12 protein-coding genes are annotated in these 14,144 nt (G+C 59.9%); 11 read left to right on the top strand and 1 reads right to left on the bottom strand.

Annotation, left to right across the window (positions count from 1 at the left end):
* The first annotated feature begins 137 nt into the window (after positions 1-137).
* From AC07N4_RS01850 to AC07N4_RS01800, 11 genes are all read left to right on the top strand, one after another.
* Entirely contained in the window at positions 138-1,430 is a 1,293-nt protein-coding gene (locus tag AC07N4_RS01850) for a glycosyltransferase (protein ID WP_493064807.1), read from the top strand.
* 146 nt (positions 1,431-1,576) lie between these two features.
* On the top strand, positions 1,577-2,455 hold the full coding sequence (locus AC07N4_RS01845; protein WP_493064806.1) for a PI-PLC domain-containing protein: 879 nt from the start codon (positions 1,577-1,579) through the stop codon (positions 2,453-2,455).
* 53 nt (positions 2,456-2,508) lie between these two features.
* Positions 2,509-3,414 carry an AraC family transcriptional regulator gene (locus AC07N4_RS01840; RefSeq protein WP_096820362.1) on the top strand — a complete coding sequence of 302 codons (906 nt, stop codon included), beginning with the start codon at positions 2,509-2,511 and terminating at the stop codon, positions 3,412-3,414.
* 227 nt (positions 3,415-3,641) lie between these two features.
* A complete protein-coding gene (locus AC07N4_RS01835) occupies positions 3,642-4,952 on the top strand; it encodes an ABC transporter substrate-binding protein (protein ID WP_102619823.1) in 1,311 nt (436 codons plus the stop codon).
* Positions 4,953-5,032: 80 nt separating this feature from the next.
* A complete protein-coding gene (locus AC07N4_RS01830) occupies positions 5,033-5,959 on the top strand; it encodes a carbohydrate ABC transporter permease (protein WP_096820360.1) in 927 nt (308 codons plus the stop codon).
* Between the two features lie 8 nt (positions 5,960-5,967).
* A complete protein-coding gene (locus AC07N4_RS01825; RefSeq protein WP_096820359.1) occupies positions 5,968-6,798 on the top strand; it encodes a carbohydrate ABC transporter permease in 831 nt (276 codons plus the stop codon).
* Between the two features lie 23 nt (positions 6,799-6,821).
* The gene (locus AC07N4_RS01820) at positions 6,822-7,925 is read left to right on the top strand and encodes an ABC transporter ATP-binding protein (RefSeq protein WP_493064805.1); all 1,104 of its coding nucleotides are present in this window, start codon (positions 6,822-6,824) and stop codon (positions 7,923-7,925) included.
* Positions 7,926-7,941: 16 nt separating this feature from the next.
* Positions 7,942-9,414, top strand: a complete 1,473-nt coding sequence (locus AC07N4_RS01815; RefSeq protein WP_493064804.1) for a mannitol dehydrogenase family protein — start codon at positions 7,942-7,944, stop codon at positions 9,412-9,414.
* A 146-nt stretch (positions 9,415-9,560) separates the two neighbouring features.
* Positions 9,561-11,057, top strand: a complete 1,497-nt coding sequence (gene xylB / locus AC07N4_RS01810; RefSeq protein WP_493064803.1) for a xylulokinase — start codon at positions 9,561-9,563, stop codon at positions 11,055-11,057.
* A 13-nt stretch (positions 11,058-11,070) separates the two neighbouring features.
* Positions 11,071-12,009, top strand: coding sequence for a carbohydrate kinase family protein (locus tag AC07N4_RS01805; RefSeq protein ID WP_493064802.1), 939 nt, complete (start codon positions 11,071-11,073; stop codon positions 12,007-12,009).
* A gap of 44 nt (positions 12,010-12,053) precedes the next feature.
* On the top strand, positions 12,054-12,674 hold the full coding sequence (locus tag AC07N4_RS01800; protein ID WP_273538147.1) for a transglycosylase SLT domain-containing protein: 621 nt from the start codon (positions 12,054-12,056) through the stop codon (positions 12,672-12,674).
* Between the two features lie 70 nt (positions 12,675-12,744).
* Here AC07N4_RS01800 and AC07N4_RS01795 read toward each other — a convergent pair whose 3' ends face one another.
* Positions 12,745-14,046, bottom strand: a complete 1,302-nt coding sequence (locus AC07N4_RS01795) for an OprD family porin (protein WP_493064801.1) — start codon at positions 14,044-14,046, stop codon at positions 12,745-12,747.
* Positions 14,047-14,144 lie beyond the last annotated feature (98 nt).

Genomic DNA, 14,144 nt, shown 5'->3' with positions numbered 1-14,144 from the left:
TGTCACGCGCCCTGCCAGTAGGCTTTGCGCTTGGTCTTGTCCGATGTCCACCCAAGAAAAACGGATCCCGCGACACCCGGGTTGTGGTCTAATTCGCGCGCCTTTTTTTCGTCTCTTCGTCCCAGGAATCGTTTCTCATGAGTCAGCCCGCAACCAAAGTCCTCGTCATTGGTTACGTCTGGCCTGAACCCCGCTCCTCCGCCGCGAGCGGGCATGTGATGCAGATTCTTGAAACTTTCCTGCAACAGGGCTGGCAAATCACCTTTGCCAGCCCGGCCGGCACCGGTGAACATCGCGCCGACCTGACCGCATTGGGCATCCGCGAAGTCCCGATCGAGCTGAACAACAGCAGTTTCGACACCTTCATCAGCGAACTCGCCCCGGATATCGTGCTGTTCGACCAGTTCATGATCGAAGAACAGTTCGGCTGGCGCGTAGAGAAGCACTGTCCCGACGCGCTGCGTATTCTGGAAACCTCGGATCTGCAAAGCCTGCGACATGCCCGGCACCAGCGGTTGAAGGACCGGCTGAAACTCAGCGATGACGCCAACGACTTCGATCAGCTGTTTGCCCCGGCGCTGGCCGAAGAGTTCGACCTGATGGCCGACACCGACCTGGCCAAGCGCGAGATCGCCGCGCTCTACCGCTGCGATCTGAACCTGATGATTTCGCAGGTGGAAATCGAGTTGCTGGTGCAGCAGTTCAAGCTGCCACCCGAGTTGCTGCACTGGTGTCCGTTGATGGTCGAACCGCCCAGCGCACCGGCGAAACCTTTCGAGGAGCGCGCGCACTTCCTCAGTATTGGCAATTTCCGTCACGCGCCAAACTGGGACGCGGTTTTATGGATGAAGTCGAGCGTCTGGCCACTGATCCGTGAACAACTGCCCAAAGCACAATTGCACATCTACGGCGCCTACACGCCGCCCAAGGCTGCAGCCTTGCACAACGCCGCACAGGGTTTTCACATCATGAACTGGGCCGAGGATGCGTTGCAGGTCATGTCCGATGCGCGCATCTGCCTGGCGCCCCTGCGTTTTGGCGCCGGCATCAAAGGCAAGCTGATCGATGCCATGCTTTGCGGCACGCCGAGTGTCACCACGCCGATTGGCGCTGAAGGCATGCATACCGACCAACCCTGGCCGGGCGCTGTCTGCCGTACGGCGCAGGATCTGGCCAATGCCGCGGTCGAGCTTTATCGCGACGAGGTGCGTTGGCAAGCGGCCCAATCCCAGGGGCACGCGCTACTCCAGGAGGTTTATCAGCAGGCCATACATGGGCCGGCGCTGATCAATAAGCTGCTGGACTGTCGCGCAAACATTGCCCAACTAAGACGCAACAACTTCACCGGCAGCATGTTGCGACATCACTCGCACAAGAGCACGCAATACATGGCGCAGTGGATTGAAGCAAAGAATGCAAACAAACAATAAAGCCCTGAAATTTATAAACACAACAACCAACAACCTGTATCAATCGATAGATAGCCATCTGAAAAGCTAAACACTATAAACATCCTGCCCGCGCCACTTTCGTTATTAAAGAGTGGCGCCTCAATCAACTTATGCAGGATGCATGCATGACCGACATCAATAACTACGCCTCCTATAACTGGATGGCGGCGACACCGTCCATCGATTCACTTTCGATATCCGAACTGACCCTGCCGGGAACCCACAACGCTGGCAGCGACTGGCGCGCCAGTTATCCAGTGTTCGGCCCACCCCGTCATTGGCTGGCTTGCCAGCATGACTCGTTTCACGCCCAACTTCACCATGGCGCACGGGTGCTGGACATTCGCCTGGCTTACGAGCCAAAGGCCGAAGGCGTCAGCAGATTCCGTGCTCACCATGGCGGACACCGCAACTCCCGAACCCTGGGCAACTTGATCACCGACGTAGAAAACTTTCTGAAGCAAAACCCGGACGAGTTCATTGTTCTGGACTTCCACAGTCTCGACGGTAACGACTTCGATTATGACTACTTCAATAAAATGATGATTCACCTGCTCGGACATCGCTTGATCCCGAGCAGAAACCTGAGCGCCGGCCTTGGGCAACTCAAACACATCAGCAAGGAGCAACGTGTATTTGCGGCCGCTCGGTCACACTGGCAACTTGATCGCCATGTGTTCATCGATTACATCAACCATGAATGGTCGGGCAGCAATCGGACCGACTCGGCGGAGTTGAAACAGTTCATCGGCAACGTCATGAAATCCCCACCTGGCTCGTGGAAACCCTGGTCGTTGTCCGCCACCTGTTACACCGCACTGGGCGGCCCGGTGGATATTCATAAAGAACTGAACGAGTGGTTCGATCCAGACAACAGTGATTGGGCAATGAAGTGCAACGTCATCAACGTCGACTTCATCGAAGAGAGCAACATCGTGTCGTTTTGCCGTGCCGTGAATCAAACCAAGGCCCACCAGCGCCCCGCTGATCGCCTGCTGGCGTAACGGGCGCGCAAAGAGGCATGATCGCCGGGCGATAACAAAAAAAGCGTCCGACCATGACCCGAACCGCCCGCGTGACCGACCCCTCCTACGAGTTGATGGATGACCACAACGGGTTGTCCATCATTTATCGCCAGCACGGCTTCCCCTGCCCGCTGGTGCGCTGGCATTTCCACAAGGAATACGAACTGCACCTGATCGTGGCCAGTTCGGGCAAGGTATTCATCGGCGACTACATCGGCAACTTCTACCCGCAGACGCTGTTCCTCACCGGCCCCAACCTGCCGCACAACTGGATCAGCCAGGTGGCCGAAGACGAAGTGGTCGAGAAGCGTGACATGCTGGTCAACTTCACCGATGAGCTGTTCGAAAGCGGCCATCAGGTGTTCGCCGAGCTGAAGACTCTGGCGCCACTGCTGGAACGCGCGCAGTACGGCATCGAATTCCGCTCACCGCAGACAATTCGTCAGGCCATGACGCTGATGCAACGCATCGCCGATTCCAGCGGGATCACCCGTCTCGGGCACTTTTTCATCCTGATGGAATTGCTCGCTGCCTCCGACGACTACCAACTGCTGTCCGGCGCAACCACGCCTCAACTGGCCGACGAACACAACATCGACCGCACCAACCGCGCGGTGGATTACATCTTCGCCCACTACGCCCGTGAACTGCCGCTGGAGGAAGTCGCCGAGCACCTGGGCATGAAACCGACCTATTTCAGCCGCGTGTTCAAGCAGGCCACGGGGCGCAATTTCATCGAATTCGTCAACCGTCTGCGCATCAGCAAATCCTGCGAACTGCTGGCGGACGGTGACAAACCGGTGACCGAGGTGTGTTTCGAGTCGGGCTTCAACAACATCTCCAATTTCAATCGGCGCTTTCAGCAGCTCAAAGGCATGACGCCCTCGCATTATCGGCGGCTGGTGGTGCAGCGTCTGACCGAGCAAAACCACGGCTGACGCCCGAAAACCTGTACGGATTCATTGCCCTCGCTGTCCTGAAACGCCCTTCCCTGTGTTTGTCGCCTCAATCGAGAGTGCAAAAAAGTATCGATTCAAGTGCTAGGGATGATTTGTCAGCCCTGCGATTGAAGGCTGTAATCAGTGCACATTCTTCCTGCAGCCGGAAGACACAAAAACAATAACTGTCCTTCTGTCCCCCACCGGGTGCAGAAAAGGAGTGCACGATGCAACCCACTGCAAAAGCTCTGCTTGCCCTCACCTGCATGACCCTCAGCAGCGTCAGCCTTGGCGCCCAGACCCTGACCATCGCCACTGTCAACAACAGCGACATGATCCGCATGCAAAAGCTCTCGAAAACCTTCGAGACCGAGCACCCGGACATCAAGTTGAACTGGGTCGTGCTGGAAGAAAACGTCCTGCGTCAGCGCCTGACCACCGACATTGCCACCCAGGGCGGTCAGTTCGACGTGTTGACCATCGGCATGTACGAAGCCGCACTCTGGGGTGCAAAAGGATGGCTGGAACCGATGAAGGATCTGCCGGCCAGTTACGCCCTCGACGATGTGTTCCCGTCGGTGCGTGAAGGCCTGTCGGTCAAGGGTTCGCTGTACGCCTTGCCGTTCTACGCCGAAAGCTCGATCACCTATTACCGCACCGACCTGTTCAAGGACGCCGGCCTGACCATGCCGGAGCGTCCGACCTGGGAGCAGATCGCAGGCTTCGCCGAAAAACTCACCAACAAGGACAAGGAGCAATACGGCATCTGCCTGCGCGGCAAGGCCGGTTGGGGCGAGAACATGGCGCTGATCACCACCGTGGCGAATGCCTATGGTGCGCGCTGGTTCGATGAGCAGTGGAAACCCGAATTCAGTGGCCCGGAATGGAAGAACGCGCTGAACTTCTACGTCGACACCATGAAGAAGTCCGGCCCGCCGGGTGCCTCCAGCAACGGTTTCAACGAAAACCTCGCGCTGTTCAACAGCGGCAAGTGCGCGATCTGGGTCGATGCCAGCGTCGCCGGCTCGTTCGTCACCGACAAGACCCAAAGCAAGGTCGCCGACCACGTCGGCTTCACCTTTGCGCCGCATCAGGTCACCGATAAAGGCTCGGCATGGCTGTACTCGTGGGCGCTGGCGATTCCGACCAGTTCCAAGGCCAAGGACGCCGCCAAAGAATTCAGTGCCTGGGCCACCTCAAAAGAGTACGGCGAACTGGTCGCCAAGACCGACGGCATCGCCAACGTACCGCCGGGCACTCGTGCCTCGACCTACAGCGACGCCTACATGAGCGCCGCACCGTTTGCCAAGGTCACGCTGGAGTCGCTGAAAGCGGCTGACCCGAGCAAACCGACCCTCAAGCCTGTGCCTTACATCGGCATTCAACTGGTGACCATTCCTGAGTTCCAGGGTGTGGGCACCCAGGTCGGCAAGCTGTTCTCGGCGGCACTGATCGGCCAGACCACGGTCGACCAGGCGCTGACCGCCGCCCAGCAAACCACCGAACGCGAGATGAAGCGCGCGGGTTACCCCAAGTAACCACTGCCCTCTTCAATTGAAGGAAGGGAGCTTGCTCCCTCCCTGCAAAGAACTCGCTGTATCTCGAGTACGTGATCGCCATGAATACTTCAACTGCCAAAGCCCACATCGACCTGTCGCAACCCCAGCGCAAAAACCGCGTGGCCAATCCCGGCTGGTTTCTGGTCAGCCCTTCGGTGGCCCTGTTGCTGCTGTGGATGATCGTGCCGCTGGGCATGACCGTCTATTTCTCGATGATCCGCTACAACCTGCTCGACCCGGGCATCAATGAATTCGTCGGGCTGGATAACTTCACCTACTTTCTGACCGACTCCGGGTTCCTGCCCGGCGCCACCAACACCTTGCTGCTGGTGGGTAGCGTGTTGCTGATCAGCGTGGTGTTCGGTGTGTTGATCAGTGCGCTGCTGGAGGCCAGCGAGTTCTTCGGCCGCGGCATCGTGCGGGTGATGCTGATTTCACCGTTCTTCATCATGCCCACGGTCGGTGCGCTGATCTGGAAGAACCTGATCTTCCACCCGGTGTCCGGGATCCTCGCCTACCTCTGGAAGCTGTTCGGCGCGCAACCGGTGGACTGGCTGGCGCACTACCCGCTGCTGTCGATCATCATCATTGTTTCCTGGCAATGGCTGCCCTTCGCGATCCTGATCCTGATGACCGCCATGCAGTCCCTCGACCAAGAACAGAAAGAAGCCGCCCGCCTCGACGGCGCCGGCCCTGTCGCGATCTTCTGGCACCTGACCCTGCCGCATCTGGCGCGGCCGATTGCGGTGGTCGTAATGATCGAAACTATCTTCCTGCTGTCGGTGTTCGCCGAAATCTTCACCACCACCAACGGCGGCCCCGGCTACGCGTCGACCAACCTCGCCTACCTGATCTACAACCAGGCGCTGGTGCAGTTCGACGTCGGCATGGCCTCGGCCGGCGGCCTGATCGCCGTGGTCATCGCCAACATCGCCGCGATCATTCTGGTGCGGATGATCGGCAAAAACCTGACTGACAAAGCCTGAGGCCTGCCATGACTCTTCAACAATCCCGCCGGCTGCAAAGCCTGCTGCTCGGCACGCTGGCCTGGGCCATCGCGATCATCATTTTCTTCCCGATCTTCTGGATGGTGCTGACCAGTTTCAAGACCGAAATCGACGCCTTCGCCACGCCGCCGCAGTTCATCTTCACGCCGACGCTGGAGAACTACCTGCACATCAACGAGCGCAGTGATTACTTCAGCTTTGCCTGGAACTCGGTGGTGATCTCCTTCAGCGCCACGGCTCTTTGCCTGCTGATCGCGGTGCCGGCGGCCTACTCGATGGCGTTCTACGAAACCCAGCGCACCAAGGGCACGCTGCTGTGGATGCTCTCCACCAAGATGCTGCCGCCGGTAGGCGTGCTGATGCCGATCTACCTGCTGGCCAAGAGTTTCGGCCTGCTCGACACGCGCATTGCGCTGATCGTGATCTACACGCTGATCAACCTGCCGATCGTGGTCTGGATGATTTACACCTACTTCAAGGACATCCCCAAAGACATCCTCGAAGCCGCCCGCCTCGACGGCGCCACGCTGATGCAGGAAATGCTTCGGGTGCTGCTGCCGATCGCCAAGGGCGGGCTGGCCTCGACCGTGCTGCTGTCGCTGATCCTGTGCTGGAACGAGGCGTTCTGGTCGCTGAACCTGACCTCGTCCAAAGCCGCGCCGCTGACCGCGCTGATCGCCTCCTACTCAAGCCCCGAAGGATTGTTCTGGGCCAAGTTGTCGGCCGTCTCGACGCTTGCCTGCGCGCCGATCCTGATCTTCGGCTGGATCAGCCAGAAACAACTGGTGCGCGGCCTGTCGTTCGGCGCCGTGAAATAAGAATTCGTATGAGGAGCGCCACCATGGCCAACCTGAAAATCAAGAATCTGCAAAAAGGCTTCGAAGGCTTTTCCATCATCAAGGGCATCGACCTTGAAGTTAACGACAAGGAATTCGTGGTGTTCGTCGGCCCGTCGGGCTGCGGCAAATCCACCCTGCTGCGACTGATCGCCGGCCTGGAAGAAGTCAGCGGCGGCACCATCGAACTGGACGGGCGCGACATCACCGAAGTCAGCCCGGCCAAGCGTGATCTGGCGATGGTGTTCCAGACCTACGCGCTGTATCCGCACATGACCGTGAAAAAGAACATGTCGTTCGCCCTCGATCTGGCCGGTGTGCCGAAAGCTGAAGTCGAGAAGAAAGTCGGTGAAGCGGCGCGGATTCTCGAACTCGGCCCGATGCTGGAACGCAAACCGAAGCAACTGTCCGGCGGTCAGCGTCAGCGCGTGGCCATCGGCCGGGCGATCGTGCGCAACCCGAAAATCTTCCTGTTCGACGAACCGCTGTCCAACCTCGACGCCGCCCTGCGGGTGCAAATGCGCCTGGAGCTGCTGCGCCTGCACAAGGACCTCAAGGCAACGATGATCTACGTGACCCACGATCAGGTCGAAGCCATGACCATGGCCGACAAAGTCGTGGTACTCAATGGCGGCAAGATCGAACAGGTCGGCTCGCCGCTGGACCTGTATCACAACCCCGCCAACCTGTTCGTCGCCGGGTTCCTCGGCACGCCGAAAATGGGCTTCCTCAAGGGCAAGATCGCCCGGGTCGACGGCCAGAGCTGCGAAGTTTCGCTGGACGCCGGCACGCGCATCACCCTGCCGTTCAACGCGGCAAACCTGAGCGTCGGCAGCGTCGTGACCCTGGGCATTCGCCCGGAACATCTGGAGCTGGCGCAACCGGGCGACTGCACCCTGCAAGTCACCGCCGACGTCAGCGAACGGCTGGGCAGCGACACCTTCTGCCACGTCAAGACCAACGCCGGCGAAGCCCTGACCATGCGCGTGCGCGGTGATCTGGCGAGTCGTTACGGCGAACAACTGAACCTGCACCTGGACGCCTCCCACTGCCATCTGTTCGATGCCGACGGCGTGGCGTTGACCCGCCCGTTGCGCGCCGCCGCCTGATTTCGAGACTGACCCGATGAAACTCAACAAACAGAACCTCAATCGCCTCGCCGCCGAAGTGCGGCTTCCGGCCTACAGCCTCAGCGACACGCGCCAGGGCATCGCCCACATTGGTGTCGGCGGTTTCCATCGCGCGCATCAGGCGTATTACACCGATGCGCTGATGAACACCGGCGAAGCGCTGGACTGGGCGATCTGCGGCGTCGGCCTGCGCGCCGAAGACCGCCGCGCCCGTGACGACCTCAAGGAACAGGACTACCTGTTCACCCTGTTCGAACTGGGCGACAGCGACGATACCGAAGTCCGCGTCATCGGTTCGATCCGCGACATGCTACTGGCCAGCGACAGCGCCCAGGTGCTGATCGACAAACTCGCCGACCCGCAGATCCGCATCGTCTCGCTGACCATCACCGAGGGTGGCTATTGCATCGATGACAGCAACGGCGAGTTCATGACGCACCTGCCACAGATTCAGCACGACCTGACTTACCCGCAACAGCCGCAAACCGTGTTCGGTTTCCTCTGCGCGGCGCTGGCCCGGCGGCGTGCGGCGGGCATTCCGGCGTTTACCGTGATGTCCTGCGATAACCTGCCACACAACGGCGCCGTCACCCGCAAGGCACTGCTGGCCTTCACCGCGCTGCTTGATCCGGACTTGCGTGACTGGATCGACGCCAACGTCAGCTTCCCCAACGCCATGGTCGACCGCATCACCCCGATGACCAGCACCGCGCATCGCCTGCAACTGGCGGACAAACACGCCGTCGACGACGCCTGGCCAGTGGTGTGCGAACCGTTTGTGCAATGGGTGCTGGAAGACAAGTTCGTCAACGGCCGCCCGGCCTGGGAAAAGGTCGGCGTGCAGTTCACCGACGACGTTTCGCCCTACGAAGAGATGAAGATCAAACTGCTCAACGGCAGTCATCTGGCCCTGACCTATCTGGGCTTTCTGAAGGGTTACCGCTTCGTCCACGACACCATGAATGACCCACTGTTCGTGCGCTACATGCGCGCCTACATGGACCTGGACGTGACCCCGCAACTGGCGCCGGTGCCGGGCATCGACCTGACCGAGTACAAGAACACGCTGGTGGCGCGGTTCTCCAATCAGGCGATTGCCGATCAGCTTGAACGTGTTTGCTCCGATGGTTCGTCGAAGTTTCCCAAGTTCACCATTCCGACGATCAATCGGTTGATTGCGGATGGCCGCGAGACCAAACGGGCGGCATTGGTCGTTGCAGCTTGGGCGTTGTATCTGAAAGGCGTGGATGAGAATGGCGACACTTATTCGATTCCGGATCCTCGGGCGGCGTTTTGTCAGGCGTTGGTGGCGGATGATGCCTTGATCACTGAGCGGTTGCTGGGGGTTGAGGAGATTTTCGGGGTCGCGATACCGCGTTCGAAGGAGTTTGTGACGGCGTTTGAGTGGTGCCTGAACAGTTTGCGCGAAGAAGGCGTGACACGGACGCTGGAACACCTGTTGACCTGATCGTTCCCACGTCGAGGCGTCGAACCGTCCGCGTGGGAATGCAGCCCGGGACGCTCCGCGTCCCACTCAACAGCGGACGCAGAGCGTCCATTGAGGCATTCCCACGCAGAGCGTGGGAACGATCTGTCGATCTTTGTGGAGCGCACATGACAACCCAACAACTCTTCCTGGGCATCGACTGCGGCACTCAAGGCACCAAAGCCATCATCCTCGACGCCACCAGCGGCCAGGTTCTCGGCCAGGGTGCCGCCGCCCACACGATGATCAGCGGTGCCAACGGTCGCCGTGAGCAAGACACGCACCAATGGCTGGACGCTTTCGCCCTCGCCACGCGCCGCGCCTTGCTGGCGGCAAATGTCGACGGCCAGTCGATCCTCGGCATCGGCGTTTCCGGCCAGCAACACGGTCTGGTGCTGCTCGATGACCAAGGCCAGGTCCTGCGCCCGGCCAAGCTCTGGTGCGACACCGAAACCACCGCAGAAAACGATCGGCTACTGACTTACCTGGGCGGCGAAAGAGGCTCGCTGGAACGCCTCGGCGTGGTCATCGCGCCGGGTTACACCGTCTCCAAACTGATATGGACCAAGGAACAACATCCCGCTGTTTTCTCACGGATCGCAAAGATTCTGTTGCCACACGACTACCTGAATTTCTGGCTCACCGGCCGTAGTTGCAGCGAATACGGCGACGCATCCGGCACCGGTTATTTCAACGTGCGCACCCGCCAATGGGATTTGCAGTTGCTGCGCGACATCGACGCCAGCGGCCGTCTGCAAGCAGCGCTGCCGGAGCTGATCGACGCCCATCAAGCGGTCGGCACGATCCTGCCGGCGATTGCCGAACAACTGGGTATCAACCCCAACGCATTGGTATCCAGCGGTGGCGGCGACAACATGATGGGCGCCATCGGCACCGGCAATATTCAGCCGGGCGCGATCACCATGAGTCTCGGCTCCTCCGGCACGGTGTACGCCTACGCTGAAGCGCCAAAGGTCAGCCCGGATGCTTCGGTCGCCACGTTCTGCTCGTCCAGCGGCGGCTGGTTGCCGTTGATCTGCACCATGAACCTGACCAACGCTACCGGCGCGATCCGCGAGTTGTTCGAGCTCGATCTCGACGCTTTCAACGCCTTGGTGGCCCAGGCGCCGATCGGCGCTGATGGCGTGAGCATGCTGCCGTTCCTCAACGGCGAGCGCGTGCCTCCCCTGCCCCACGCCACTGGCAGCCTGCATGGCCTGACGATCGATAACCTGACCCGGGCCAATCTGTGCCGCGCCGCCGTCGAGGGCACCACCTTCGGCTTGCGATTCGGACTGGATCTGCTGCGCCAGAATGGTTTACAAAGCCGCAGCATTTGCCTGATCGGCGGCGGCTCGAAAAGTGCGGTGTGGCGGCAGATCGTCGCCGACATCATGAACACCCCGGTGATCTGCACCGAGCAAAGCGAAGCCGCCGCCCTGGGCGCGGCGATTCAGGCGGCGTGGTGCAAGTCGTGGTCCAACGGCCACGAAGACACCCTGGCCGACCTGTGCGAACGCTGCGTGAAGCTTGACCTGAACAGTGAAACCCTGCCGATTGCCGCGAATGTCGCAGCCTTCCAGCAGGCCTATGAACGCTATCGACTGCATGTCGCAACCTTATAAAGAGCAAACAACTATGTACCTGGTGTGTGGCGAAGCGCTGTTCGATTTCTTCAGCGAAGACGATGCCGGCGGGCAGGCGTCGAAAGTCAATTTCAAGGCGATTGCCGGTGGCTCGCCGTTCAACGTGGCCGTGGGTTTGCGCCGACTGGGCGTGGACTCGGCGCTGTTCGCCGGGTTGTCCACCGACTACCTCGGCCGTCGTTTGCAGCAAGTTCTGAAAGATGAAGGTGTACGCCCGGATTATCTGGTGGACTTCGCCGCGCCGACCACGCTGGCCATGGTCGCGGTGGGCGCCAATGGCTCGCCGCATTACAGCTTCCGGGGTGAAGGCTGCGCTGACCGCCAGTTGAGCCTGGCGCATCTGCCAACGCTGGGGTCTGAAGTGCGCGGTCTGCACTTCGGTTCGTTCTCGCTGGTGGTGCAACCAGTTGCCGATACATTGCTTGCGCTGATACAGCGTGAAAGCGGCAAACGCCTGATCACCCTCGACCCGAACGTGCGCCTCAATCCCGAACCGAACATCGAGCTGTGGCGCGAGCGAATAGCCACGCTGGTGCAACTGGCGGACCTGATCAAGGTCAGCGACGAAGACTTGAGCCTGCTGTACCCCGAGCAGGATCCGCAGCGCGTCATCGAAGGCTGGCTGCAGCATCGCTGCCAGGTGGTGTTCCTGACCCGTGGCGGTGAAGGCGCGACCGTGTTCAGTCGTGCTCACGGTTCATGGTCGGTGCCGGCCTCTGCAGTGAAGATCGCCGATACCGTTGGCGCCGGCGATACCTTCCAGGCCGCGTTGATCACCTGGCTGACCGAGCAGGAACTGGATTCGGTGGAAGGCGTACAGCATCTGCAACGCGATCAGATCGACGCCATGCTCAGGTTTGCCGTACAGGCGGCCGCCCTGACGTGCAGCAAGACAGGTCCGGATTTGCCTTATCGCCATCAGTTGACCTGACCGCGTAGACTGGCGCCCTTTTTTGCACGACGGGATGACGGCTTTTGAATTCGGGGCGTACGGTTGGACTTTTGGTATTGGCGGCACTGCTGACCGGTTGCGGAACATCGCCACCGCGTTCGCCGGAAAACCTCTGCGAGATTTTTCGGGAAAAGAGTGATTGGTACGACGCGGCGCAAGTCACGCAAAAGCGCTGGGGCGTACCGATCCAGGTGCCGTTCGCGATCATGTATCAGGAATCCGGCTACCGCTACGACGCCAAGACCCCGCGCAAATACCTGCTGTGGGTGATTCCGTGGGGTCGCGTCACAACGGCATCGGGTTATGCGCAGGCCAAGGACGAAGTCTGGTCCGACTACCAGAAAAGCACCGGCCGACACGGCGCCGACCGCGAAGACTTCGACGACGCCATCGACTTTGTCGGCTGGTACATGGACAAGACCACCTCGGTCAACGGCGTGTACAAGTACGACGCCTACAACCAGTACCTCAATTACCACGAAGGCTGGGGCGGGTTTCGCCAGAAGACCTATGCCAGCAAGGCGTGGCTGCCGCCGGTGGCGCGCAAGGTACAGAACCGCTCGGACATGTACGGTCAACAATACGCGGCGTGCAAGGATGATTTGAATCGCGGGTTCTGGAGCCGGTTCTGGCACTGGCTCTGATCGCAGGTCAAAAAAAAACCATCACGAGTTAACTCGCGATGGTTTTTTTCGGTCAATGAACTGACCGGACTTACAGCACCGAAAAGTTGTAACTCACAATCAACCGGGTCTCATCCACGTCCCGGGCGAACTTCTCGTAGTTGGTGCGATACGTCGCATTACGCAAACGCAGGCTGACGTCCTTGAACGTGCCGCTCTGGATCACGTACTTCAACTCGCTGTCGCGTTCCCACTCTTTGCCTTCCTGATCGCTGCCCGGAACCTTGATGTGGTCGCCGTTCACGTAACGGGTCAGGAAGCTCAGGCCGTTGATGCCGATCGCTTTGAAGTCGTAGTCGTAACGCAGCTGCCAGGAACGTTCCTGTGCGGCGGCGAAGTCGTTGACCTGCACGTAGTTCACCAGGTACGGGTTGCTGCCATCCAGATACGGCATCGAATTGTCACCGTTCATGCGCTGCCAGCCGGCGCTGAAGGTGTGGCCGCTGATGCCGTAGGACAGCATGCCGCTCAAGGCACGGTTGTCGATGGAACCGGCTTTCGCATCGCCGCTGTCGGCGCTTTTCAGTAGTCGCAGATCGGCTTTCAGCACGCCGTCACCCAGCGGCTGGTTGCCCAGCAGACCGACGAAGTGTTGGCGATAGATGTCTTCCAGCTCGGCGTAGTGATACTGCGCGGTCAGGCGATCGTTGATCTTGTAATCGAAGCCGTACATGTCGAAATGATCGGCGGTGACGTTGCAGGCGTAGCGCTTGTTCTTGCAGTGCACGCGAATGTCCTGGGAGTCGGTCGAGTCCCGGGCGGTGTACTTGTCCAGGCGCGCGGCCATGAAAGTCAGGTCCTTCACTTCCTTGGACGTCAGCATCGCACCGTTGAACATGGTCGGCAGCAGACGGCCGTCGTTGTACTTGAGCAGCGGCAGATCCGGCAGCAGCGCGCCGTATTTCAGCACGGTGTCCGAGACTTTCACCTTGGCCGTCAGGCCCATCTTCGCGTACTGACCTTTCGAACCACGCGGGTTATCGCCGCTGGACGGCAGCAAGCCGCTGTTGCTGCGGTCGGGGCTGGAATCGAGCTGGAAACCCGCCATGCCCAGCGCATCGATGCCGAAACCGACGGTGCCTTCGGTATAGCCCGATTGCAGGTTGAGAATGAAACCCTGCGCCGACTCTTCGCGCTTGGATGCGCCCTGATCACTGGAGGTGTGCCCATCACGGAAATCGCGGTTGAAGTACACCGTGCGCGACTCGATCTTCGCCGTGGTGTCTTCGAAAAAACCGCTGGCCTGGACCTGCGCGGTAAAACCGGCGCACAGCACAAAGGCTCCGAAGCCAAGCGACTGGCGCGGGGTGATGAGGGGAAATGGGGGACGCATTGAAAACTCCAACAGAACAACGATTGCGCAGGGGCGCAAACAAACCAGAAATAGCTCCCGTCCCGAAACAGTAAAGAACCGGAAGGAAGTGAACACGC

The sequence above is a fragment of the Pseudomonas sp. GW821-FHT09E04 genome, from assembly GCF_059416185.1.
This window is presented reverse-complemented; position numbering and strand designations above follow the sequence as displayed.

Coding starts and splice junctions, on each gene's coding strand:
- AC07N4_RS01850 (WP_493064807.1), top strand. CDS start 138: ATGAGTCAGCCCGCAACCAAAGTCCTCGTCATTGGTTACGTCTGGCCT.
- AC07N4_RS01845 (WP_493064806.1), top strand. CDS start 1,577: ATGACCGACATCAATAACTACGCCTCCTATAACTGGATGGCGGCGACA.
- AC07N4_RS01840 (WP_096820362.1), top strand. CDS start 2,509: ATGACCCGAACCGCCCGCGTGACCGACCCCTCCTACGAGTTGATGGAT.
- AC07N4_RS01835 (WP_102619823.1), top strand. CDS start 3,642: ATGCAACCCACTGCAAAAGCTCTGCTTGCCCTCACCTGCATGACCCTC.
- AC07N4_RS01830 (WP_096820360.1), top strand. CDS start 5,033: ATGAATACTTCAACTGCCAAAGCCCACATCGACCTGTCGCAACCCCAG.
- AC07N4_RS01825 (WP_096820359.1), top strand. CDS start 5,968: ATGACTCTTCAACAATCCCGCCGGCTGCAAAGCCTGCTGCTCGGCACG.
- AC07N4_RS01820 (WP_493064805.1), top strand. CDS start 6,822: ATGGCCAACCTGAAAATCAAGAATCTGCAAAAAGGCTTCGAAGGCTTT.
- AC07N4_RS01815 (WP_493064804.1), top strand. CDS start 7,942: ATGAAACTCAACAAACAGAACCTCAATCGCCTCGCCGCCGAAGTGCGG.
- xylB (WP_493064803.1), top strand. CDS start 9,561: ATGACAACCCAACAACTCTTCCTGGGCATCGACTGCGGCACTCAAGGC.
- AC07N4_RS01805 (WP_493064802.1), top strand. CDS start 11,071: ATGTACCTGGTGTGTGGCGAAGCGCTGTTCGATTTCTTCAGCGAAGAC.
- AC07N4_RS01795 (WP_493064801.1), bottom strand. CDS start 14,046: ATGCGTCCCCCATTTCCCCTCATCACCCCGCGCCAGTCGCTTGGCTTC.